The organism is Pseudoxanthomonas sp. 3HH-4, assembly GCF_006716465.1.
In the GTDB taxonomy this organism is placed as follows: Bacteria; Pseudomonadota; Gammaproteobacteria; order Xanthomonadales; family Xanthomonadaceae; genus Pseudoxanthomonas_A.
Window position 1 is genome coordinate 1,442,572 of the sequence record NZ_VFPB01000001.1, and the last position, 18,348, is coordinate 1,460,919.

Annotated in this window: 23 protein-coding genes and 2 pseudogenes; 9 read left to right on the forward strand and 16 right to left on the reverse strand. The window is 67.0% G+C overall.

Annotated features, from left to right (window positions below):
* Positions 1–88: 88 nt before the first annotated feature.
* Positions 89–457, forward strand: coding sequence for a DUF423 domain-containing protein (locus FB548_RS06550; RefSeq protein WP_142123897.1), 369 nt, complete (start codon positions 89–91; stop codon positions 455–457).
* A gap of 4 nt (positions 458–461) precedes the next feature.
* A complete protein-coding gene (locus FB548_RS06555) occupies positions 462–1,136 on the forward strand; it encodes a DNA-3-methyladenine glycosylase (RefSeq protein ID WP_142123898.1) in 675 nt (224 codons plus the stop codon).
* Positions 1,137–1,143: 7 nt separating this feature from the next.
* On the opposite strand, the gene FB548_RS06560 is transcribed toward FB548_RS06555, so the two are convergent.
* The 8 genes from FB548_RS06560 to FB548_RS06590 are packed head-to-tail and all read right to left on the reverse strand — an operon-like array spanning position 1,144 to position 5,712.
* A complete protein-coding gene (locus FB548_RS06560; RefSeq protein ID WP_142123899.1) occupies positions 1,144–2,559 on the reverse strand; it encodes an FAD-binding oxidoreductase in 1,416 nt (471 codons plus the stop codon).
* 5 nt (positions 2,560–2,564) lie between these two features.
* A complete protein-coding gene (locus tag FB548_RS06565; protein WP_142123900.1) occupies positions 2,565–3,386 on the reverse strand; it encodes a M15 family metallopeptidase in 822 nt (273 codons plus the stop codon).
* Between the two features lie 9 nt (positions 3,387–3,395).
* Positions 3,396–3,941 carry a PH domain-containing protein gene (locus FB548_RS06570; RefSeq protein ID WP_185741996.1) on the reverse strand — a complete coding sequence of 182 codons (546 nt, stop codon included), beginning with the start codon at positions 3,939–3,941 and terminating at the stop codon, positions 3,396–3,398.
* Between the two features lie 52 nt (positions 3,942–3,993).
* The gene (locus FB548_RS18750; RefSeq protein WP_185741997.1) at positions 3,994–4,176 is read right to left on the reverse strand and encodes a hypothetical protein; all 183 of its coding nucleotides are present in this window, start codon (positions 4,174–4,176) and stop codon (positions 3,994–3,996) included.
* Positions 4,177–4,187: 11 nt separating this feature from the next.
* A complete protein-coding gene (locus tag FB548_RS06575) occupies positions 4,188–4,367 on the reverse strand; it encodes a DUF4177 domain-containing protein (RefSeq protein ID WP_142123902.1) in 180 nt (59 codons plus the stop codon).
* Complete coding sequence (locus tag FB548_RS06580; RefSeq protein WP_142123903.1) at positions 4,364–4,561, reverse strand: Arc family DNA binding domain-containing protein; 198 nt, start codon at positions 4,559–4,561, stop codon at positions 4,364–4,366. The genes FB548_RS06575 and FB548_RS06580 overlap by 4 nt, the downstream gene beginning before the upstream one ends.
* Positions 4,558–4,833, reverse strand: coding sequence for a hypothetical protein (locus FB548_RS06585; protein ID WP_142123904.1), 276 nt, complete (start codon positions 4,831–4,833; stop codon positions 4,558–4,560). The genes FB548_RS06580 and FB548_RS06585 overlap by 4 nt, the downstream gene beginning before the upstream one ends.
* 15 nt (positions 4,834–4,848) lie before the next feature.
* Positions 4,849–5,712, reverse strand: coding sequence for an SPFH domain-containing protein (locus FB548_RS06590; RefSeq protein ID WP_142123905.1), 864 nt, complete (start codon positions 5,710–5,712; stop codon positions 4,849–4,851).
* A 120-nt stretch (positions 5,713–5,832) separates the two neighbouring features.
* Between FB548_RS06590 and purT the strand changes: the two genes are divergently transcribed.
* Both purT and FB548_RS06600 read left to right on the forward strand, forming a co-directional pair.
* Positions 5,833–7,017, forward strand: coding sequence for a formate-dependent phosphoribosylglycinamide formyltransferase (purT, locus tag FB548_RS06595; RefSeq protein ID WP_142123906.1), 1,185 nt, complete (start codon positions 5,833–5,835; stop codon positions 7,015–7,017).
* 10 nt (positions 7,018–7,027) lie between these two features.
* Complete coding sequence (locus tag FB548_RS06600) at positions 7,028–7,333, forward strand: hypothetical protein (RefSeq protein WP_142123907.1); 306 nt, start codon at positions 7,028–7,030, stop codon at positions 7,331–7,333.
* Here the strand turns inward: FB548_RS06600 and FB548_RS06605 are convergent.
* Genes FB548_RS06605 through FB548_RS06615 form a run of 3 tightly spaced genes read right to left on the reverse strand, consistent with a single transcriptional unit; the run spans position 7,323 to position 9,886 of the window.
* Complete coding sequence (locus FB548_RS06605) at positions 7,323–8,528, reverse strand: endonuclease/exonuclease/phosphatase family protein (protein WP_142123908.1); 1,206 nt, start codon at positions 8,526–8,528, stop codon at positions 7,323–7,325. The genes FB548_RS06600 and FB548_RS06605 overlap by 11 nt on opposite strands.
* A 49-nt stretch (positions 8,529–8,577) precedes the next feature.
* Complete coding sequence (locus tag FB548_RS06610; protein ID WP_142123909.1) at positions 8,578–9,300, reverse strand: arginyltransferase; 723 nt, start codon at positions 9,298–9,300, stop codon at positions 8,578–8,580.
* 1 nt (position 9,301) lies between these two features.
* Entirely contained in the window at positions 9,302–9,886 is a 585-nt protein-coding gene (locus FB548_RS06615) for a hypothetical protein (RefSeq protein ID WP_142123910.1), read from the reverse strand.
* Between the two features lie 140 nt (positions 9,887–10,026).
* On the opposite strand from FB548_RS06615, the pseudogene FB548_RS06620 reads away from it, so the two are divergent.
* Positions 10,027–10,539: pseudogene (locus FB548_RS06620) on the forward strand (calcium-binding protein); the annotation flags it as partial.
* A gap of 53 nt (positions 10,540–10,592) precedes the next feature.
* Positions 10,593–10,752 (forward strand): annotated as a pseudogene (locus FB548_RS19115) (hypothetical protein); the annotation flags it as partial.
* A 46-nt stretch (positions 10,753–10,798) separates the two neighbouring features.
* Here the strand turns inward: FB548_RS19115 and FB548_RS18755 are convergent.
* From FB548_RS18755 to FB548_RS06650, 5 genes are all read right to left on the reverse strand, one after another.
* Complete coding sequence (locus FB548_RS18755; RefSeq protein WP_185741999.1) at positions 10,799–11,008, reverse strand: hypothetical protein; 210 nt, start codon at positions 11,006–11,008, stop codon at positions 10,799–10,801.
* Positions 11,009–11,422: 414 nt separating this feature from the next.
* On the reverse strand, positions 11,423–12,637 hold the full coding sequence (locus tag FB548_RS06635) for a sigma-70 family RNA polymerase sigma factor (protein ID WP_142123912.1): 1,215 nt from the start codon (positions 12,635–12,637) through the stop codon (positions 11,423–11,425).
* An 84-nt stretch (positions 12,638–12,721) separates the two neighbouring features.
* Entirely contained in the window at positions 12,722–13,219 is a 498-nt protein-coding gene (locus FB548_RS06640; RefSeq protein ID WP_142123913.1) for a DUF2007 domain-containing protein, read from the reverse strand.
* Between the two features lie 10 nt (positions 13,220–13,229).
* A complete protein-coding gene (gene tesB / locus FB548_RS06645; RefSeq protein ID WP_255470333.1) occupies positions 13,230–14,144 on the reverse strand; it encodes an acyl-CoA thioesterase II in 915 nt (304 codons plus the stop codon).
* 222 nt (positions 14,145–14,366) lie between these two features.
* The gene (locus tag FB548_RS06650) at positions 14,367–14,957 is read right to left on the reverse strand and encodes an N-acetylmuramoyl-L-alanine amidase (protein WP_142123915.1); all 591 of its coding nucleotides are present in this window, start codon (positions 14,955–14,957) and stop codon (positions 14,367–14,369) included.
* Between the two features lie 76 nt (positions 14,958–15,033).
* On the opposite strand from FB548_RS06650, the gene FB548_RS06655 reads away from it, so the two are divergent.
* The 3 genes from FB548_RS06655 (at position 15,034) to rlmKL (ending at position 18,342) form a co-directional block, all read left to right on the forward strand.
* On the forward strand, positions 15,034–15,525 hold the full coding sequence (locus FB548_RS06655) for an MOSC domain-containing protein (protein WP_142123916.1): 492 nt from the start codon (positions 15,034–15,036) through the stop codon (positions 15,523–15,525).
* Positions 15,522–16,049 (forward strand): hypothetical protein, encoded by a 528-nt coding sequence (locus FB548_RS06660; RefSeq protein WP_142123917.1) that lies wholly within the window; start codon positions 15,522–15,524, stop codon positions 16,047–16,049. The genes FB548_RS06655 and FB548_RS06660 overlap by 4 nt, the downstream gene beginning before the upstream one ends.
* Before the next feature lie 157 nt (positions 16,050–16,206).
* Positions 16,207–18,342, forward strand: coding sequence for a bifunctional 23S rRNA (guanine(2069)-N(7))-methyltransferase RlmK/23S rRNA (guanine(2445)-N(2))-methyltransferase RlmL (gene rlmKL, locus FB548_RS06665; RefSeq protein WP_142123918.1), 2,136 nt, complete (start codon positions 16,207–16,209; stop codon positions 18,340–18,342).
* Positions 18,343–18,348: the final 6 nt, after the last annotated feature.

Below are 18,348 nucleotides of genomic sequence, written 5' to 3' on the forward strand. Positions count from 1 at the left end.
GGCGCGTTGCGTTTGTGGGAATGCGGATCCCCGCGTTTCTTTCCGCCCCTGGCAGGATGCCGGCCCCTCCACGAGGTCTCCAGCACCCATGAACTACGACCGTCGCCAGCGCAAGCCTTCTTTCCTCGCGTTTTCCGGGGCCGTATTCGCCGCTGCGGCTGTCGGTCTGTCGGCGTATGCCTCGCACGGCGTGGGTACCGGTATCGCGCAGTCGCACCTGCAGACCGCCGCGTTGTTCGGTTTCGGGCATGGGCTTGCCCTGGCGGCGCTGGCGCCCGGCACCACGCGGCGCATGGGCAAAGTGGCGTTGTGCCTGCTGCTGATGGGCACGCTGCTTTTTTCGGGCAGTCTGGTGGCCGGTGCGCTGGGGGGTCTCAGCACGCGCCTCGCTCCGGTCGGGGGCATCACCCTGATGCTGGGCTGGTTGCTGTGGGCATTGGACGCGGTCCGGCGCTGACGGCATGCCCCGTCACGCGCGCGGCTTTGATACGGAGCATGCCTGGGATCACCTGACCCGGCGTGACCGCAGGCTGGGTGCGTGGATGAAGCGGATCGGCTATATCGAACCGCAACCCACCTGGAAGAAGAGTTTCGATCCGGTCGATGCGCTGGCAAGAGCGATCCTCTATCAGCAGCTCAGCGGCAAGGCCGCCGCCACCATCGTGGGACGCGTGGAGGCCGCTATCGGCAGCACCCGCCTGCACTTCGATACGTTGGGCCGCATCGACGACCTCGCGCTGAGGGCCTGCGGGGTTTCCGGCAACAAGGCGCTGGCGTTGCGCGATCTCGCAGCGCGTGAGCAACGGGGCGAAATCCCCACGCTGCGGCAGATGTCCACCATGCATGAGGACGACATCGTCGCCGCGCTGGTGCCGATCCGTGGCATCGGTCGCTGGACGGTGGAGATGATGCTGATGTTCCGCCTGGGACGGCCCGACGTGCTGCCCATCGACGACCTTGGCGTACGCAAGGGTGCGCAGTTCGTCGACAAGCTCGACGCCATGCCGACGCCGAAGGAATTGCTGGCTCGCGGTGAGAAATGGGGCCCTTACCGGACCTACGCAGCGCAGTACCTGTGGCGCATCGCGGACTTCGGTGTCGAGGCGAAGACGCCGACGAAGCGTTCGCAGGATTGATGCTGCGCTACGCAACGGACAGGTAGCGGTCCCAGAGCAAGTTGCGGAACCGGTTGGCAGGGTCGATCTCGCGCTTGATGGCGGCGAAGATGTTCGCCTGTGGGTAGGCGCGCGCGAACTGCTGTCGCGTGGCATGCAGCCTGTAGGGCAGGTAGTAGCGGCCACCATGGTCCAGCGCGGCGTCGATCAGCGCTCGCGTCCAGCTGGCTGCACGCGCGTCCTGCCATGTGCGCTGTTTATGGTAGAGAACGAAGCAGAACATATCGCAGTCCGCCCAGCGCATGAGTGAGGTGGTATCCGCGATGGCATGCCGTATGGAAACGTTGAGGATGTCAGCGTCCGCAGCACGGAGGATGGCGCGCATCCTGGCGGTGAAGCGGTCGAACGCCGCCATCGGGATGAAGTACTCCTGCAAAAGATAGGTCGAAACCCGGCGCGTTCGGGGTTCGATCGAGGCGACGTCCAGACTGGCCTCGCAGTTGCGCATGATCACGCGCGGCTCGGTCAGCAGGCGGCGCGTCATGTAGCGATCGCGAAGTGCATCGCCGCCGGGTAATTCGGTTGCCGACCAGATGAGGTTCTGTTCGCGGCTGTAGTCCAGCCCCTCCGGCACCAACCGGCGCGCATCCGTCAAAGGCGCATCCGTTCGCGACCAGGTGATGGCCAGCGGGGCATCGAAATCCGGGGGAACCAGGTCGGCGTTGTGCATGACGACATCGCGCCCTCCCAACACATTTGCTCGAAACCAGGCCGGATACTCGGAGAGCGGTACCGCCGCGACCTGACGCCCTATGCGCGCGTTGTGCGCCAGGTCGAGTTCCACCTCAGTGATCACGCCCAAGCCACCGTAGCCCCCAAGTGCCGCGCCGAAGAGGTCGGGGTCGCGATCCCGGGAGAGCTCAAGCACACGGCCTTCCGCCGTAACGAGTTGCAGGGCGCGGACCGTACCGGCGATGGCGCCTTCGCCGACGTAACGACCATGGCAGTTCACCGATACCGAGCCACCCACACTGAAATTGCTGTAGCTCTGCATGACCTTGATAGCCAGGTCATGCGGATCAAGCAACGCCTGCAGGCGGCGCCAGTGCATGCCAGCCTGCACGCGCACGGTGCGTGCGGCCGTGTCCAGCCGGAGCATCCGGTCCATGCCGGAGAGATCGAACTGGAGCGCGTCCGGTTCGCGTGTTTGCCCTCCCATGCTGAAGCGCGCGCCGGCAATGCACACGGCACCGCGCCAGGCACGCAGTGCGGCTGCAACGCCGGCAGTGGTTGCCGGCCTGACCACGCCGGCGATGCGGCTGCTGTCGAGGCCCGAAATATCGCGCGCCGCCCGCGCGGCCGAGTCGGCATGGCGGCCGCACGCGGAGAGCAGCCCGATGGTGCCGGCAGCAAGCGCACGTCCTAGCGCCTCGCGACGATGCATGCCGCTCAGAGGTCCTGCCGGTGACGCCAATGCCACGGTTCGTAGATGATGCCGTGTGGGTTGTTGCGGGGGTAGCTCATCGTGAAACCGAAGTCGCCCGCGCAACGGGTCAGCCACGCAAATGCGTGCGTACCCTCGAACGACTCTTCGGCAGGCGGTTCACCGGGCGTGCCGATGTCGAGCGCATTGCCGCTGTGGTGTTCGCTGTAGCCGGGTGCGGCGTTCACGGTGAGGATCTGGTCCACCGTCTGCCCGCGCACGCGCTTCCGCGCGAAGATGCCGAGTTGGTAATCGTGGCTGCGATAACCGGAGATCGCTTCCAGCGCTATGCCCTCGCGTGCGGCGGCCGCCTGCATTGCGCGCCAGGCCCGGGCTGCACCGGCGGTCAGCCACAGCGGTCGGCGGTAGCGGTCGAATCCGGCGAAGGCGAGGGCAGCGGGTTCCGCAACCAGCGGCAACCCCGTTCGTTCGCCGTAAGCCTCATCCAGTCCCAGCGCGTCGAGACGATCCTGCAAGGCATGCAGTGGCAACGCGTCCGGCGCGCCGGCATCAAAACCGCGCGTGCCTGCTTCAAGCCTGTCCAGTGCATCCCACGCGTCGTCCAGCCCCGGTTCCCGACGAAGGCATGGCACCAGCGGTTGCACGGCACGGTGGGAAATCGCGGCCAGGTAGCGGCCGTCGTGCTTGCGGCGCAATACGGTATGCGCGGCCGCGACAGCACGCGCGTCAGCGTTGCTGCGCACGCGCAGCAGATCGGCAGGCCATAGTTCGATCTGGGCCGTGTTGAGCAGGATGGATTTCAGCGGTCGGGCGGGCAGGCGATGCATGCCCGCAGCTTAGCGGCGCGGCGTGGGGGCCGCCAGTTCGCGCAGGCGCGCCAGCATCTCGGCAGGGCGTGTCGGGCTGAGCATCAGGAGGCCGCCATCCCGTTGTGGCAGCAGCAGGACACGGGTACGGTCAGTGACCAGGCAGAACGCCTTGGTGAGGTTGCGCAAGCGGAAATGGCCGGCCTTGAATCCCGGCAGACTGAAGCCGTTCGTCTTAAGCATCGGTGCCAGGTCGGTGTGTTCTTCCAGGCTCAGTACACGCGCCTTGTCGAGGTCGAAGGCTTCCACGGCGAGCCTCCTGGTATAGAACGTCGCCAGCACCTGCAGTTCGCGGTTGTCCAACACGATCCGGCGACGCCGCAGGGCGAAGGTGAGCACCACGCCGACGGCCAGCACGAACGGCACCGCCAGCCATGCCGCCGAGGGCGGCGGGGTGCGGGATTCCATCGTCATCGCCACGATCATCGCGCCGATCGCGGCAAGCACCGGCAGCCACAGCCACCAGGCGACGTGGGAGGGTAGTGGGGCGACGTCGAATTCCTGCTTCTGTTGCATGGGGTTCCTGGTGCGCGTCGGCGGAAGGAGTACATGTCTGGAGGATGTCGGCTTAGGCGCGCGGGTCGACCAGTGCACGGCAGGAGAACAGCAGGCCGGTCGCTTGCGCCACCGCGGTGCGCGGCCGGAGCTCCCAGCGACCACCGGCATGCACGATCGAGACGCCTTCATCGCTTGTGGCCGCCAGTCCCAGCGTGACCCAGATGCGCTTGATCCGTCGAACGAGCCCGGCCAATGCGTCGGCGCTCAGGCCGGCTTCTTGAAGAACAGGCGCACCGATACTTCGTGTTCGATGAAGAGGGTGCTGACCAGTTCCCATCCCTGCGTGCTCATCTTGTCCAGCTCCTGCTGGATGCGGTCGGTGAGCTTGCCGGCGAACATCTTGTAGGGCACTTCGACGACCTTGTGGCTCCAACGGTGGTTCATGGCGATTCCTCCCTAGTGTTGGCGGACGCATCGCCCTTCGGCAACCGTCCGGACTTGCGCAACGCATCGCGCAGTACGTATTCGATCTGGGCATTGAGCGAGCGCAGTTCGTCGTCCGCCCAGCGCTGCGCCGCGGCCAGGACCTCGGCATTGATGCGCAGCGGATAGGCCTTCTTGTCCTGCTTCTCGCTCACGGGTTGTTCCTGTTGCGGCGCAGCTGCAGCAGCATCGACACGATCAGCGCATTCACCAGCACGACCATCGCGATCACGATGGCGTGCACCCGTCCGTCGTCGTCGCCGGCCCAGTACACGCCCACGGCGCCGGCCTGGATCGCCAGTCCCACCAGCACCCAGTGCACGGCCATGCCGCGCGAGCGGGCATCCGGTTCGCGGCTCATCCACGCGCCGATCAGCAGGGCGGGCAGTCCGGAGGCGGCGAGGATCAGCGGGACCAGGGCGTGCATACGCGTGCGCCCGCGTCAGTAGATGGAGCCGGCGTTGACGATGGGCTGAGTGCCGCGCTCGCCGCACAGTACGACCAGCAGGTTGCTGACCATCTGCGCCTTGCGCTCCTCGTCCAGCTTCACAACGTCATTCTTCTGCAGTTCGGCCAGCGCCATCTCCACCATGCCTACCGCGCCGGCGACGATGCGGGTGCGTGCGGCGATCACCGCGTTGGCCTGCTGACGCTGCAGCATGGCCTGGGCGATTTCCGGCGCGTAGGCGAGGTGGCTGATGCGGGCCTCGATCACGTCCACGCCCGCCTTGCCGAGGCGTTCGGCGATCTGTTCCTGCAGGTGCTGCGAGATCTCCTGCGGATGGCTGCGCAGCGCGATCTGGCCATCTTCGTGCTGGTCGTAGGGATAGCTGGAGGCCATTGCGCGCAGCGCGGATTCGGACTGGATGTGCACGAAGCTCTCGTAGTCGTCTACGTTGAACACGGCTTCGGCCGAATCCACCACCTGCCACACGATCACCGCCGCGATCTCGATGGGGCTGCCATCCAGCTCGTTGACCTTCAGGCGGCTGCTTTCGAAATTGCGGATGCGCAACGAGATCTTCTTCTTGGTGAAGAAGACGTTGTTCCAGCGCAGGCCGTTGTCCTTCACCGTGCCCACGTACTTGCCGAACAGGCTGAGCACGGCGGACTGGTTGGGTTCCAGCTTGTACAGCCCGGCCATGATGAAGATGGCGGTGGCGCCGAGCAGGGCGCCCAGCAGCAGGCCGGCAGGCTGCTTGTTGGCGGCGGCCGCGATGAAGATGGCGGCGGCCCCCAGGGCCAGCAGCAGGACTCCCAACAGGACCGGAATTCCGGGCAGCGACGACTTGGCGTTCTCTCTCATGGCACATCCCCTTGGTAGAGGCTGAAAGATATCAATTTGATATCAAATGTCAACGGGATGCATCCGCCGTCCGTCGGCGCGCCCGGTAAACTGGCGCCCTCTCTCCACGGACCATCGCGCATGACGACCCTCGGCACCCCGCTTACGCCCCACGCCACCCGCGTCTTGCTGCTGGGTTCCGGCGAACTGGGCAAGGAAGTGGCCATCGAGCTGCAGCGAATGGGCGTGGAAGTCATCGCCGCCGACCGTTACGCCGACGCACCTGCCATGCAGGTGGCCCACCGCTCGCACGTGCTGGACATGCTGGACCCCGCCGCGATCCGCGCGCTCATCGCGCGCGAGAAGCCGCACCTGGTGGTCCCGGAGATCGAAGCCATCCACACCGAAACCCTGGTGGCCCTGGAAGCCGACGGGGCTGCACGCGTCATTCCCACCGCGCGGGCCGCGCGGCTGACGATGGACCGCGAAGGCATCCGCCGGCTCGCGGCTGAAACGCTGGGCTTGCCGACGTCGCCGTACCGGTTCGTCGACACGCGCGAAGAGTATCGCGACGCGGTGAAGACGATCGGCCTGCCGTGCGTGGTGAAGCCGGTGATGTCGTCCTCCGGCAAGGGCCAGAGCACGCTGCGCAGCGAGGCGGACATCGACACGGCCTGGGACTATGCCCAGACCGGTGGCCGCGCCGGTGCCGGTCGCTGCATCGTCGAAGGCTTCATCGACTTCGACTACGAGATCACCCTGCTGACCGTGCGCCACGCCGGCGGCACGTCGTTCTGCGACCCCATCGGACACTGGCAGAAAGACGGCGATTATCGCGAGAGCTGGCAGCCGCAGCCCATGTCGGCGCAAGCGTTGGAACGCGCGCAGCGGATCGCCCGCGCGGTGACGGATGACCTGGGTGGGTGGGGTTTGTTCGGCGTGGAGCTGTTCGTGAAAGGCGATGAGGTGTGGTTCAGCGAGGTCTCGCCGCGCCCACACGACACCGGACTGGTCACGCTGGTGTCGCAGGAGCTGTCGGAGTTCGCGCTGCATGCGCGGGCCATCCTCGGCCTGCCGATTCCGGTCATCCGCCAGAGCGGACCGTCCGCATCATGTGCGATGTTGGCGCATGGCCACGGCGTGCCGGTGTTCGGCAACGTGGAAGCGTCGCTGGCCACGCCGGATACCTCACTTCGCCTGTTCGGCAAGCCGCGTGTGGAAGGGCATCGTCGCGTGGGCGTGACGTTGGCGCGTGCGGACAGCATCGACGCCGCGCGGAGCTTCGCACGCGATGCCGCCGCCGCCATCACTATCGAACTGGAATGAGGCGCGCGCCATGAACGGAAATACCGGCTACGCCGTGTTCTTCTTCCCGCAGGCGCTGGAAGCATTGGGTGAAGCGATCAAGCCCTATCTGACCAATCAGCCCGAAGGCCCGCACATCTTCTGCAGGGAAATCGATACCGGCGGCGCCTTCACCGAAATGACGCTGGTGGGCAAGGACGCCGAAGGCCATGACGTGCAGGTGGAACTGATGGTGCCGGGCAGCATGATCCGGATGATCGTGTCAGCGCAGAACGAATCGATATTCGGCTTCGGGCCGCGCGCGGCAGCGGTCGCGTCGTCCACGCCTACAGCGTGAGATCCACCCACACCAGGTGATGGTCGCTGCCATCGGCGATGGCGGCATCCGGGTGGTCCTTCTTCGGCCAGAACACGCCACTGCCGGTCAGCGCGAAGCCGGTGGACGGCAGTACGTAGTCCAGACGCAGCGCGCCGTTGCGACGCCCGAAATCACCGGTGACATGCGCGGGTGCGCCGCGGCGCTGCAAGCCCTTTGCCGCGTAGGCGAGCGCTGTCTCTTCGCCGCCTTCGCTGCGGGGCGTGGCCATGCGCATCACGCGCGGGTGTTCCAAAAGCTCGATGATCGCTTCGTGTTGGCCGTCGCCGTCGGCCGGATCGTTGTTGAGGTCACCCGCGATGACGAAGCGGGCGTCGGCCGCCAGACCGCCGCAGTAGCCCTTGTCGTCGCAGAGCCAGGGCGCATCGCCCGGCGTCAGGTATTCGCGCCATAGCCGGATCTCGTCCGCATTGCGGATGCCGTTGCGGTTTTCCGGTCCGTCGAACACCGGCGGCGTGGGGTGGGAGACGAGGAAATGCATCACGCCGCCCGGCGTGCGCACCGGCACGTCCCAGTGCGATTTCGATGACAGGCGCAACTGCTTCCAGGCCGCGTCCGTATAGAACGCCGTGGCCGTGGTCGGATCCACCGGATTGACGGCGCCAGGCAGCGCGCTCCAGCGCAGCAACTGGAACGTACGCACCTGGTATTCGTCGATCGGGAAGCGCGACAGCACCAGCATGCCGTACTGGCCGGGGTGCAGTCCGTAGCCCCAGGCATCGTTGCCGCGCTCGCGTCCCGCGCCACCAACGCTGCCGTTGCGGTCCAGGTCCAGTCCACTGGGCACGCCGGTATTGACCGGCGCGAGGTATCGGTAAGGATATCGAAGCGGTTCGCCGCCGCCGGGCTGGGCGACCTCGAGGTAGCGCTGCTGGAACAGGTCGGCGGCGCGATGCGCGTCGTCGTAGTCGAACTCGTTGAGCAGCACCAGGTCCGGGCGCACCTTCTGCAGTACCGCCGCGATCTTGCGCGCATGCGCGCTGTTGCCTTCAAGCTGCCGGATGACGCCGCCCGCTTCGTCGGAAAAGAGCGATGTGTTGTAGGTCGCCACGCGCAACGCCGGCCCCGTTGTGCCGTGGTTGTCGCTGTGCGGGATGAAGCCGCTGCATGCGGCCAGGGCGAGGATCATCGGAAGCAGGACGGTGGATTTTCGCATCCCGGCATGATGCCATGCAGGCATGACACCCGTATGCACCACAGTGTCGTCATTCCGCGCTGCGGTGCCAGTGGCGACCGTCGAAATGCTCCAGTGGCCGGAAACGCCGCTTGTAGTCCATCTTGCGATGGCCATCGATCCAGTAACCCAGGTAGAGGTGCTTGTAACCATCGCGGCGCGCCCATTCGATCTGCCGCAGGATGGCGAGCGTGCCCAGGCTGCGGTCTTCCAGCGCAGGGTCGTAGAAGGTGTAGACCGCTGAAAGCGCGCCCGGAATGACATCGGTCACCGCCACCGCCAGCAACTGGCCGTCCTCGCGCAACTCCACGAAGCGGCCACGCGACCAACTGCCCACCAGGAACTGGTCGAACTCCGTCGCCCCGTGGTCGTCCATGCCACCCAGGGGATGGCGGGCGGCAAGATAACGCCGGTAGAGCGCCAGGTGTTCTTCGCCACGCAGTGCGGCGACGATCCGCGTTTCCACGCGCGCGTTGCGTCTCGCGCAGCGGCGCTGGCTGCGGTCCGGGGCGAAGTCGTCCACCGGGATCCGCACCGCCACGCATGCACGGCATTGCCGGCAATGCGGGCGGTAGACGATATCGCCCGAGCGACGGAAGCCCCAGCCCAGCGCATCGGGGTACAGCTGCGGCAGGCGCGGGTCGCGCGGGTCCAGCACCAGGTCGCGCGCGACGCGTTCGGGCCAGTAGCCGCAGGGATGCTCGCCGGTATGGAACAGGCGCAGGTCATCGATAGGCTGGTTGTTCTCGCCCACGTCATCCTCCCCAGCGTGCCGCGATGGGCCAGAACGCAAAGCCCGCCACCGCACCCACCAGCGCGCCCGCGAGGAGATCGCGATGCGTGTGGCGTTCCAGCGCAAGGCGCGACCATGCGATAGCGATCGCGAACACCAGCGCGACGACCATCCACAGCGTTCCCACCCTGTGCAGCAGGAGCGCGGCGAACACGACGAACGCGAGGTGCAGGGACAGCTTGCACCAGCGCGCCATGAGCATGGCCCCCAGGATCATGAAGGCCGACAACGCCAGCCCGAGCGCAAGTAGCGGCAGTGTGCCGCGCCATGCGACCAGCAGGGCGCCGGCCGTCAGCGCGGCCAGCAGGAAGCGATTCAAGGTGCTGCGCTCATGCCGCGCGCTGGCGTCCACGTGCCCCCAGCGCCCACGACGGACTTGCCACCAGGAGAAGCCCATCACCAGCGCGGCAAATGCGCCGAAGCCCAGTGCCGACCACACGGCGGTACGGCGGTCTCCCCGCGCCAGCGCGATGGCGAGCACCGCCATCGGCAACACCAGCATCGGGTGGCCGAAGATGGAGAGGGCGCGGGCGAGTGGGGCAGGCATGCGGCCAGCATACTGCGGTGCCGGTGTCGCGTGGACCGCGACCGTCCGCCGGCTGAACACGGCCGTCGGCGCGTCAACGGGGGCGGCATCGGCGCGTTTTCGGTGTCAGTGGCGCAACCGCGCCGCGTCTCCAGGAGAACATGATGAACCGCAAGACCCTGCTTTTCGTGGCCGTGCTGGCCGCCCTTGGCGCCGGCTCCGCGCTGGCCGCCACACAGGCCGGCGACGCGCAGAAGCCGGCGCGTGCGAGTCTGGACAAGAATGCCGATGGTGCCATCGACAAGGCTGAAGCGGCAGCGCATCCACGCCTGGCCGAGCGTTTCGCCGATCTGGACAAGAACGGCGATGGCAGGTTGACCGCCGACGAACGCCCGCAGCACAAGGGCATGCGTGGACATGGTCGTCACGGCGGATCGCGTCACGGCGATGGCTTCAGGAAGCTGGATACCGATGGCGACGGGAAGGTCAGCCGTGCTGAAGCCGCGGCACAGCCGCGTTTCGCCGAACGGTTCGACACGATGGATGCGAACAGGGATGGTGTGATCGATCGCGCCGACCGTGAGGCGCGCGGCAAGCAACGTCGCGACGAATGGTTCGCCAAGGCCGATGCCGACAAGGACGGCAAGCTGACCCGCGTTGAGATCGACCAGGCGGACGTGCAACGCCGCGCCGAGTTCCAGCAGCGCATGCAAGCCCGCATGGATGAGCGTTTCGCCACTGCGGACAAGAACAAGGATGGTCGCCTGTCGCGCGATGAAGTGAAGGACAACAGTCGCCTGGCCGGCCGCTTCGATGCGCTGGACAGCAACAAGGATGGCGTCCTGTCGCGGGAAGAACTGGCTGCCGGCAAGCCCTCCCGACGCTGAGCAACACGCACGCACCCGGGTTTCCGGGTGCGTGCGTACCGGGTCGTCAGAAAGAGAGGCGGCCCGACATCACCAATCCCGCGAGCACGCACGCGCTCGCGAGTCCGACGGCAAGCACCAGACCCCAGACCCGCCAGAAGCGCTGGCGTTCCATTTGCCGGCGCATGCCTTCCGGGTCGCGCATCGCGTCGCGCGCCTGCCGTCGCTTCAGGATACGCGGCAACCAGAGGGCGCTGTCCCAGCAGATGCCGCCCATGCAACCAGCGCCAGCCCCAGGTGCGGTATCCATCCGCGCACCTGTATCAGCGCGACGATGCCCACGACGAACGCGATGATCAGTACGGTGCGGAACACGCCGTAACGCACCAGATCACGCCGTTCGCGCGCGTCCGGCGGGTCCTTCAATGGCTTGCGGATGCCGAATCACACCGCACTGATGCCGATGAGCGTTCCCAGTGCGGCCACGCGTGGCCGGCCCGTACATCGCGCGTGATCGCCAGCGCGATGCCGGTGATGGCGTTCTGGCACATCGCCACCACGCGGCCGCTGGCAATGCGTCACGCTGGGAAAGTTCGATCGCCAGGGTGTCCATCGTGTCTCCATTCTTCCGGGCCATGCAGGCACGACGACGGGCGTCCCGAAGTGTGACCCACCCTGACCGGGCTGGATGCTACAGCGTCAGTCGCCCGCTGTTGGTGAGCGCATACAGGATGGCGCCGATAGCGAGCGCGCTGGTCAGTGCCACGGCCTTCCTGCCGATCACGTAGTCGTAACCGCGCCGCCTTTGCGTGTTGGCGGGATGGGCGAGGATCGGGTCCATGATCCGGGGCAGCGTGACCAGGTACTGGTAGTTGATCACGCACATGCCGACCAGCGTTACCGCAAGAATGGCCTGTGATCCGGTGAAGAACACGGTCGCCAGCATCAGGCAGAACAGCCACGCAGAGCCGGTCACGGTATTGAGGGCCATGAAGCGACGCACCTGCTGGCGTTCCTGCGCGGTCTGGCAGAAGCGCGCGAGATACCACCAGGTGAAGGCGTAACCGACCAGGCCACCGATCACGCCGCCCAGGGCACCGCCGAGGGCGGCCGGATGCTGGGTGATCTGTTCGAAGATCACGCCCAGCGAGCCACCGGCCACGCCGCCGGTGACGCCGCCGGTGGTCAGGCCGCCCGTGCCCAGCTTGCCCACCAGGCCGGTGCCGAGCACGCCGGAGCCGATGACTGTCGCTGCGCTTGCCGCTGGCATTGCGCCGACCAGGCCGCCCAGCACGATCATGGTGAAGGCTGCGCCGGGCGCCGTGGTGCGCGCGAAGTCGCTGAAGCGCTTCAGCAATTCTTCGCGTACGCAGGCGCGGGCGCGCGACAGGCGCTTGCGCACGGCGGCGTCGCTGAGTCCCAGCAACTCGGCGACCTGCTGCGAACTCTGGCCTTCGCGATAGAACAGCAGCAGCGCCTCGCGGCTGTCTTCGGGTAGGGACGAAATGATGTCGGTCGCGACGACTTCTTCTTCGGTCTGCAGCAACCGTTCGGCCGGCGTGGGGTCGGGATCGGCCGCCATGCCGATCGCGATCTCGGCCACTTCGCCCGACATGGGGCGACCATGCTGCGCACGCAGCCAGTCGCGGGCCAGGTTGCGGGTGATCTGGCGCAGCCAAGGCAGGAAACTGGCGCTGTTCTTGAGCTTGTCGAGCTGCTGCCAGGCCCTGAGGAAGGCTTCCTGTGCGATGTCTTCACTCGCCTGCACGTCGCGGGTAATCGCCAAGGCAATCGCGGTAACGGTGTTCTGGCACGCGTTGACGATACGGCCATAGGCGTCGTGGCTGCCGCGCGCGGCGGCGGGCAGTTCGGTCTGCAGCATCAGGTCGAGGGCAAGGGCGTTCATCGGGTCAGGGTCATCTGGGGGCCTGATGACCCTGACGGGCCGGTGAGGCAGATGTGACCGCAACCGGCACTCGAGGTGGCAGGCTCAACCGCCGGAGGCGGGCTGGATGCGGATGCGGTCTTCTTCCGGGACGTCATCCGCCGGTGCTGGCGCGGGCGTCTCCTGCGGTTGCGGCACAGGTGCGGACGCAGGCACGGGGCGCCGCATCCACATCACGGCCGCAGCCAGGGCGATCAGCGCCAGCAGGATCAGACGTATGCGCCAGGCCCACGACCGCTGCGGCGCGGCGTCCGTTTCCTGATCGGTGCGGAACGTCAGCGTGGGCCCTTGGCCCGGGCGCGTGGTTTCCAGCAGGCCCGCTTCGCGCAGCAGGGCCCGGGCGCGTGGCTGGTCCTCGGCGTGGCGTACCCAAAGCGCGGGTTGAAGTTGTGCCTTCACCGGTTCGGTATAGCTGAACTGTCCGCCGCGCTTGCTGTGGTAGGAGCGGCCGTTGCTGATGAAGACGGGAATGCCCGCCTCGGCCAGCATCTTGGCCACGCCTTCGACGGTTTCGATGCGCTGGCTGGAAAAGACTTGCCGCATGCAGGTGTCCTCAGTCCTTTGCCGGCACGGCCGAGGCCGCTTCAGCGTCCGGCACCACGCGGATCAGGCCTTCCTGCGCGGAACTTGCGACCAGCCGGCCCTGGCGGTCGAAGATCTGCCCGCGCGCGAGTCCGCGCGAACCACTCGCGCTGGGGCTGTCGATGGAATACAGCAGCCAATCGTCGGCGCGGAACGGGCGGTGGAACCAAAGCGCATGATCCAGCGACGCCATCTGCACGTTCGGCTGGTAGTAGCTGATGCCATGCGGATACGTTGCAGTACCCAGCAGCTGGAAATCGGAGGCGTAGGCGAGCAGGGCGCGATGCAACTCGGGCGAGTCGCCGACCGGTTCGCTCAGGCGGAACCAGACCTGCTGGAACGGCGGGCGCTTGGGCGGGTTCAGTTCATCGCGGGGATAGACGTGGCGGAACTCGAACGGACCGCGCCGCGACATCCAGCGCTGCACTTTCGGCGGCAGGGTGGCCATCACTTCCGCGGGCACCGGCGGGGCGGTGGCGATGTCTTCCGGTTGCGGGACTTCCGGCATCGACAGTTGATGTTCCGCGCCGTCTTCCTCGGCCTGGAACGAGGCTGCGCAGAAGAAGATCACACGGCCGTGCTGGATCGCGGTGACGCGGCGCACGGAGAAGCTGCCGCCGTCGCGCGTGCGGTCAACTTCGTAGACGATCGGTGCCTCGATGTTGCCGGCACGCAGGAAGTAGGCATGCAGCGAATGCGCGCGGCGTTCGCCGCTGCTGCCATCCACAGTGGCCTGTGCGGCCGACAGCGCCTGGCCCAGCACCTGGCCACCGAAGACGTACTTGGTGCCGATGTCGCGGCTCTGGCCGCGGAACAGGTTGTCTTCCAGCCGCTCCAGCGACAGCAGTTCGATCAGTTCGGAGACGACGGGTTCGGGGGCGGGCACGGCAGGGCCTGTTCGATGCAGTGGCGGCGGATTATACCGGGCCGTCCGTGATCGGCCTGCCCCTTGTAGGAGCGACGTCAGTCGCGACCGCACGCTCGAATGCGGCATGGAACATTGATCGAAGGGGATGGAGTTTTCGCATCGAACCGCTTGTCGGCGCTGATCCGCGTCAAGCCGTGGCTGACAGACGCTTCGGACGCGCGGTCGCGACTGACGTCGCTCCTACAGGGATCCGGAGCTCTGGGGCACCAGGCGCTCCAGCGGGGTGGCGCGCAGCACGGCATTCCATGGGAACAGCGGACCCGGATCCATCTTGCGCGGCACGGTGACGGTGGGATCGTCGCTGGCGGGCTCGTGCGCGGTGTCCAGGTCCTCATGGCCGGCGATATAACGCAGCGAAGGCAACTCCTGCCGCAGGTGGTCCAGCAGCATGGTCAGCGCATCGATCTGTGCGGTGGTGTAGGGCTCTTCCATCTTCTGGCTGCCGACGGTCAGCCAATCCGGGTAGCGGCCGGTGTTCACCAGCTCGATGCCGACCGAGCGCGGGTTGTAGCCGCGCACATGGTGGGCGACGCGTTCCGGCCGTACGTAGACGTGCACGCTGCCGTCCCGGTCGATGTAGTAATGGCCGCTGTTGCCGGTACCGGAGGCATGCAGGATGCGCTCACCGTAGTGCCGTGCCATCGTCAGGTCGGGCAATTCCGTGCAGTGGATGACGACCAGGTCGATCTGCTGCAGTGGGCGGGCCTCCAGCTTGACCTCGTACGGCAGCGGGTCCAGTCGGGGGGCGAAGACGGGCAGGTCGGCGCTCATGCCTCGATGCTATCAGGCGGGGCGGGGAACAGGCCGGTCCGGTAAACTGGCGACCTTTCCGCCGCGCGGGTTCCCCATGCCGCTCAATCCCGAATCCCCGCTGGCCAAACTGATGGCCACCCTGCCGCGTGCCGGCAAGGTGGAATGGATCGGCCTGCGGCCGGCACGCGATGAGGTCATGGTCGCCACCGAGGCCGTCGAAGCCGTCACCGGCGGCGGGCTGGTCGGTGACCGCTACAAAGGGGGCAGCGGCAAGCGCGGCATCACCCTGATCCAGGCCGAGCACCTGCCGGTGATCGCGGCGCTGGCGCAGCGTACGGACCTGCAGGCGGCGCTGCTTCGCCGCAACGTGGTGGTGTCGGGCATTCCGCTGATCGCATTGAAGGAACGCCGCTTCCGCATCGGCACCGCCGTGTTCGAGGGCACCGAGGAGTGCGATCCGTGCTCGCGGATGGAGGACGCGCTGGGTCCCGGTGGCTACAACGCGATGCGCTCCCATGGTGGCCTGTGCGCGCGCATCGTCGAAGGCGGCACGTTCCGCATCGGTGACGCGGTGGAAGCGCTCTGATGCGCGGCCACTGCATCCTGTCGCACGGGTTCGAAAGCGGCCCCGACGCCACCAAGGTCACCGCGCTGGCGGATGTCGCCGAACGCCTGGGATGGAGCCACGAGCGTCCCGATTACACCGATCTGGACGCGCGGCGCGATGTCAGTTCGCTGGGCGATGTGGTCGCACGGCTGTATCGCCTGCGCGGCTTGGCACAGGCGGCGGCAGCGCGCGGCCCCGTGGTGCTGGCCGGTTCCAGCCTGGGCGCCTACATCGCTGGCCGCATCTCGTTGGAGGTGCCGGTGCGCGGCTTGTTCCTGATGGCGCCGCCGATCAACATGGGCCCGCTGCCGGAACTTGACGCCGCGGTGGTGCCGGTTTCCATCGTCCACGGATGGGATGACGAACTGATTCCCGCGCAAGCCGTGACCGACTGGGCGCATGCGCGCCGCGCACGCCTGCTGCTGGTCAATGACGGGCATCGACTCTCCGACCATGTCGACGCTGCGGCGGAGGCGTTCGGGCAGTTGCTCGCGGGTCTTTGACTTCCTTTGCCGTCATTCCGGCGCAGGCCGGGATTTCAACCGCCGAACGACGGGTCATCCATGTTGCTTCGCGCTGTCACTGCCAAGATCAGAAGCAAAATAAAGATGGATCCCCGCTTTCGCGGGGATGACGACGTTCAATATCCGAGGTTCCGTTGTGAAATTCTTCATCTCCTGCGCCAAGGGCCTGGAATACCTGCTCACCGATGAGTTGCTTGCACTCGGCGTGCCCAAGGCCACTGCCACCGTGGCCGGCGTCAATGCAGACGGCGAGCCCGTGGATGCGCAGCGCGTCGTGCTGTGGTCGCGCCTGGCCAGCCGCGTGCTGTGGCCGATCGCCGAGTTCGAGTGCCTCGACGAGCAGGCGCTGTATGACGGCGTGATGGCGATCGCGTGGGAGCAGCACACGCGGCCTGAGCTGACGCTGGCGGTGGATGCGCATGTCTCTGGCGAGGCCATCACCCATGCGCGCTATGCCGCGCAGCGCGTCAAGGATGCCGTGGTCGACCGGCTGCGCCAGCAGGGGCTGGAACGGCCCTCGGTGGACGTGGAGCAGCCCGACGTGCGCATCAACCTGTCGCTGCGCAAGGGGCGCGCGACCATCTCCATCGATCTGGGTGGTGGGCCGATGCATCGTCGCGGCTGGCGGCAGGCGCAGAACGAGGCGCCGTTGAAGGAAAATCTCGCGGCCGCCGTACTGGTGCGCGGCGGCTGGCCGGCGCTGTACCACGAAGGCGGCGCACTGCTGGACCCGATGTGCGGCAGCGGCACCCTGCTGATCGAGGGCGCGCTGATGGCCGCCGACGTCGCACCCGGCCTGCAACGGCACGGCAACGCGTTGCCGTCGCGCTGGCTCGGCTTCGACGTAGCGTCATGGCGAGCATTGTTCGCCGAGGCGGTACAGCGCGAAACGGAAGGACGCAAGGCGCTGCGTCCGGTGTTCTTCGGCAGCGATATCGACGGTGGCGCAATCCGCGCCGCGCGCGACAACGCGGTGCTGGCCGGTCTGGCGGGGCAGCTGCATTTCGACGCGCGTGACGTAGTACAACTGCCCGCAAGCGAAGAGCCGCGTGGCCTGGTGGTCTGCAATCCGCCCTACGACGAACGCCTCGCTGCGGATGCCGACCTTTACCGTGCGCTGGGCGATGCCCTGCAGAGGGCGGTACCACAGTGGCGGGCCAGCCTGCTGTGCGGCAACGCCGACCTCGGCTACGCCACTGGCCTGCGCGCAGCGAAGAAGTACCAACTTTTCAACGGCGCCATCGAGTGCGCGCTGATCGTCTGCGACCCGGTCGCGGTGCCCGCGCGCGAGCCGCGTGAAGCGAAGCCGCTGTCTGAGGGCGCACAGATGGTCGCCAACCGCCTGCGCAAGAACCTGAAGAAGTTCAAGAGCTGGCGCGCCCGCGAAGATGTCACCTGCTACCGCGCCTACGACGCCGACCTGCCCGAGTACGCAGCGGCCATCGATGTCTACGTGGAGGAAGGAGGACTGGGTCGCACCTTCCTGCACGTGCAGGAATACGCCGCACCTGCCACCATCCCCGAGCATGACGTGCGCCGCCGCTTCAGCGAGTTGCTGGCGGCCACGCGCGAAGTGTTCGGCGTGCCGCAGGAGCAGATCGCGGTGAAGTCGCGCGAACGCGGCAAGGGCGGCGCCAAGTACGGCCGCATGCAGCAGCGGGACGAGTTCATCGTCGTGCGCGAGTCCGGTGCGCTGCTGCGGGTCAACCTGTTCGATTACCTCGACACCGGCCTGTTCCTCGACCATCGCCCACTGCGATGGCGCATGGCGCAGGAAGCGCGCGGCAAGCGCTTCCTCAACCTGTTCTGCTACACGGGCGTGGCCAGCGTGCAGGCGGCGGTGGCCGGCGCGACGAGTACGACCAGCGTGGACCTGTCGGCCACCTACCTGCAGTGGTGCGCGGACAACCTGGCGGAGAATGGCCTGGGTGGCGCGAAGCACCGCCTGGTGCAGGCCGATGCCGTGCGCTGGCTGGAAGCCGAGCAGGCCGAGTACGACCTGGTCTTCTGCGATCCGCCGACGTTCTCGAACTCCGCGCGCGCCGACGATTTCGACGTGCAGAAGGAGCACGTCCGTTTGCTGCGTGCGGCAGTCGCTCGCCTGGCACCGGGCGGGGTACTGTATTTCAGCAACAACTTCCGCCGGTTCAAGCTGGACGAGGACGCGGTGGCCGAGTTCGCGCGCTGCGAGGACATCAGCGCGAAAACCATCCCGCCGGATTTCGAGCGCAACGCCCGCATCCATCGCGCGTGGCGGCTGACACGGGCGTAAGCGGCC

Coding starts and splice junctions, on each gene's coding strand:
- FB548_RS06585 (WP_142123904.1), bottom strand. CDS start 4,833: ATGCACGCCCTGGTCCCGCTGATCCTCGCCGCCTCCGGACTGCCCGCC.
- FB548_RS06650 (WP_142123915.1), bottom strand. CDS start 14,957: ATGAGCGCCGACCTGCCCGTCTTCGCCCCCCGACTGGACCCGCTGCCG.
- FB548_RS06655 (WP_142123916.1), top strand. CDS start 15,034: ATGCCGCTCAATCCCGAATCCCCGCTGGCCAAACTGATGGCCACCCTG.
- FB548_RS06615 (WP_142123910.1), bottom strand. CDS start 9,886: ATGCCTGCCCCACTCGCCCGCGCCCTCTCCATCTTCGGCCACCCGATG.
- FB548_RS06590 (WP_142123905.1), bottom strand. CDS start 5,712: ATGAGAGAGAACGCCAAGTCGTCGCTGCCCGGAATTCCGGTCCTGTTG.
- purT (WP_142123906.1), top strand. CDS start 5,833: ATGACGACCCTCGGCACCCCGCTTACGCCCCACGCCACCCGCGTCTTG.
- FB548_RS06555 (WP_142123898.1), top strand. CDS start 462: ATGCCCCGTCACGCGCGCGGCTTTGATACGGAGCATGCCTGGGATCAC.
- FB548_RS06605 (WP_142123908.1), bottom strand. CDS start 8,528: ATGCGAAAATCCACCGTCCTGCTTCCGATGATCCTCGCCCTGGCCGCA.
- FB548_RS06600 (WP_142123907.1), top strand. CDS start 7,028: ATGAACGGAAATACCGGCTACGCCGTGTTCTTCTTCCCGCAGGCGCTG.
- FB548_RS06570 (WP_185741996.1), bottom strand. CDS start 3,941: ATGCAACAGAAGCAGGAATTCGACGTCGCCCCACTACCCTCCCACGTC.
- FB548_RS06635 (WP_142123912.1), bottom strand. CDS start 12,637: ATGAACGCCCTTGCCCTCGACCTGATGCTGCAGACCGAACTGCCCGCC.
- FB548_RS06575 (WP_142123902.1), bottom strand. CDS start 4,367: ATGAACCACCGTTGGAGCCACAAGGTCGTCGAAGTGCCCTACAAGATG.
- FB548_RS06640 (WP_142123913.1), bottom strand. CDS start 13,219: ATGCGGCAAGTCTTTTCCAGCCAGCGCATCGAAACCGTCGAAGGCGTG.
- FB548_RS18755 (WP_185741999.1), bottom strand. CDS start 11,008: ATGGGCGGCATCTGCTGGGACAGCGCCCTCTGGTTGCCGCGTATCCTG.
- FB548_RS06550 (WP_142123897.1), top strand. CDS start 89: ATGAACTACGACCGTCGCCAGCGCAAGCCTTCTTTCCTCGCGTTTTCC.
- FB548_RS06560 (WP_142123899.1), bottom strand. CDS start 2,559: ATGCATCGTCGCGAGGCGCTAGGACGTGCGCTTGCTGCCGGCACCATC.
- FB548_RS06565 (WP_142123900.1), bottom strand. CDS start 3,386: ATGCATCGCCTGCCCGCCCGACCGCTGAAATCCATCCTGCTCAACACG.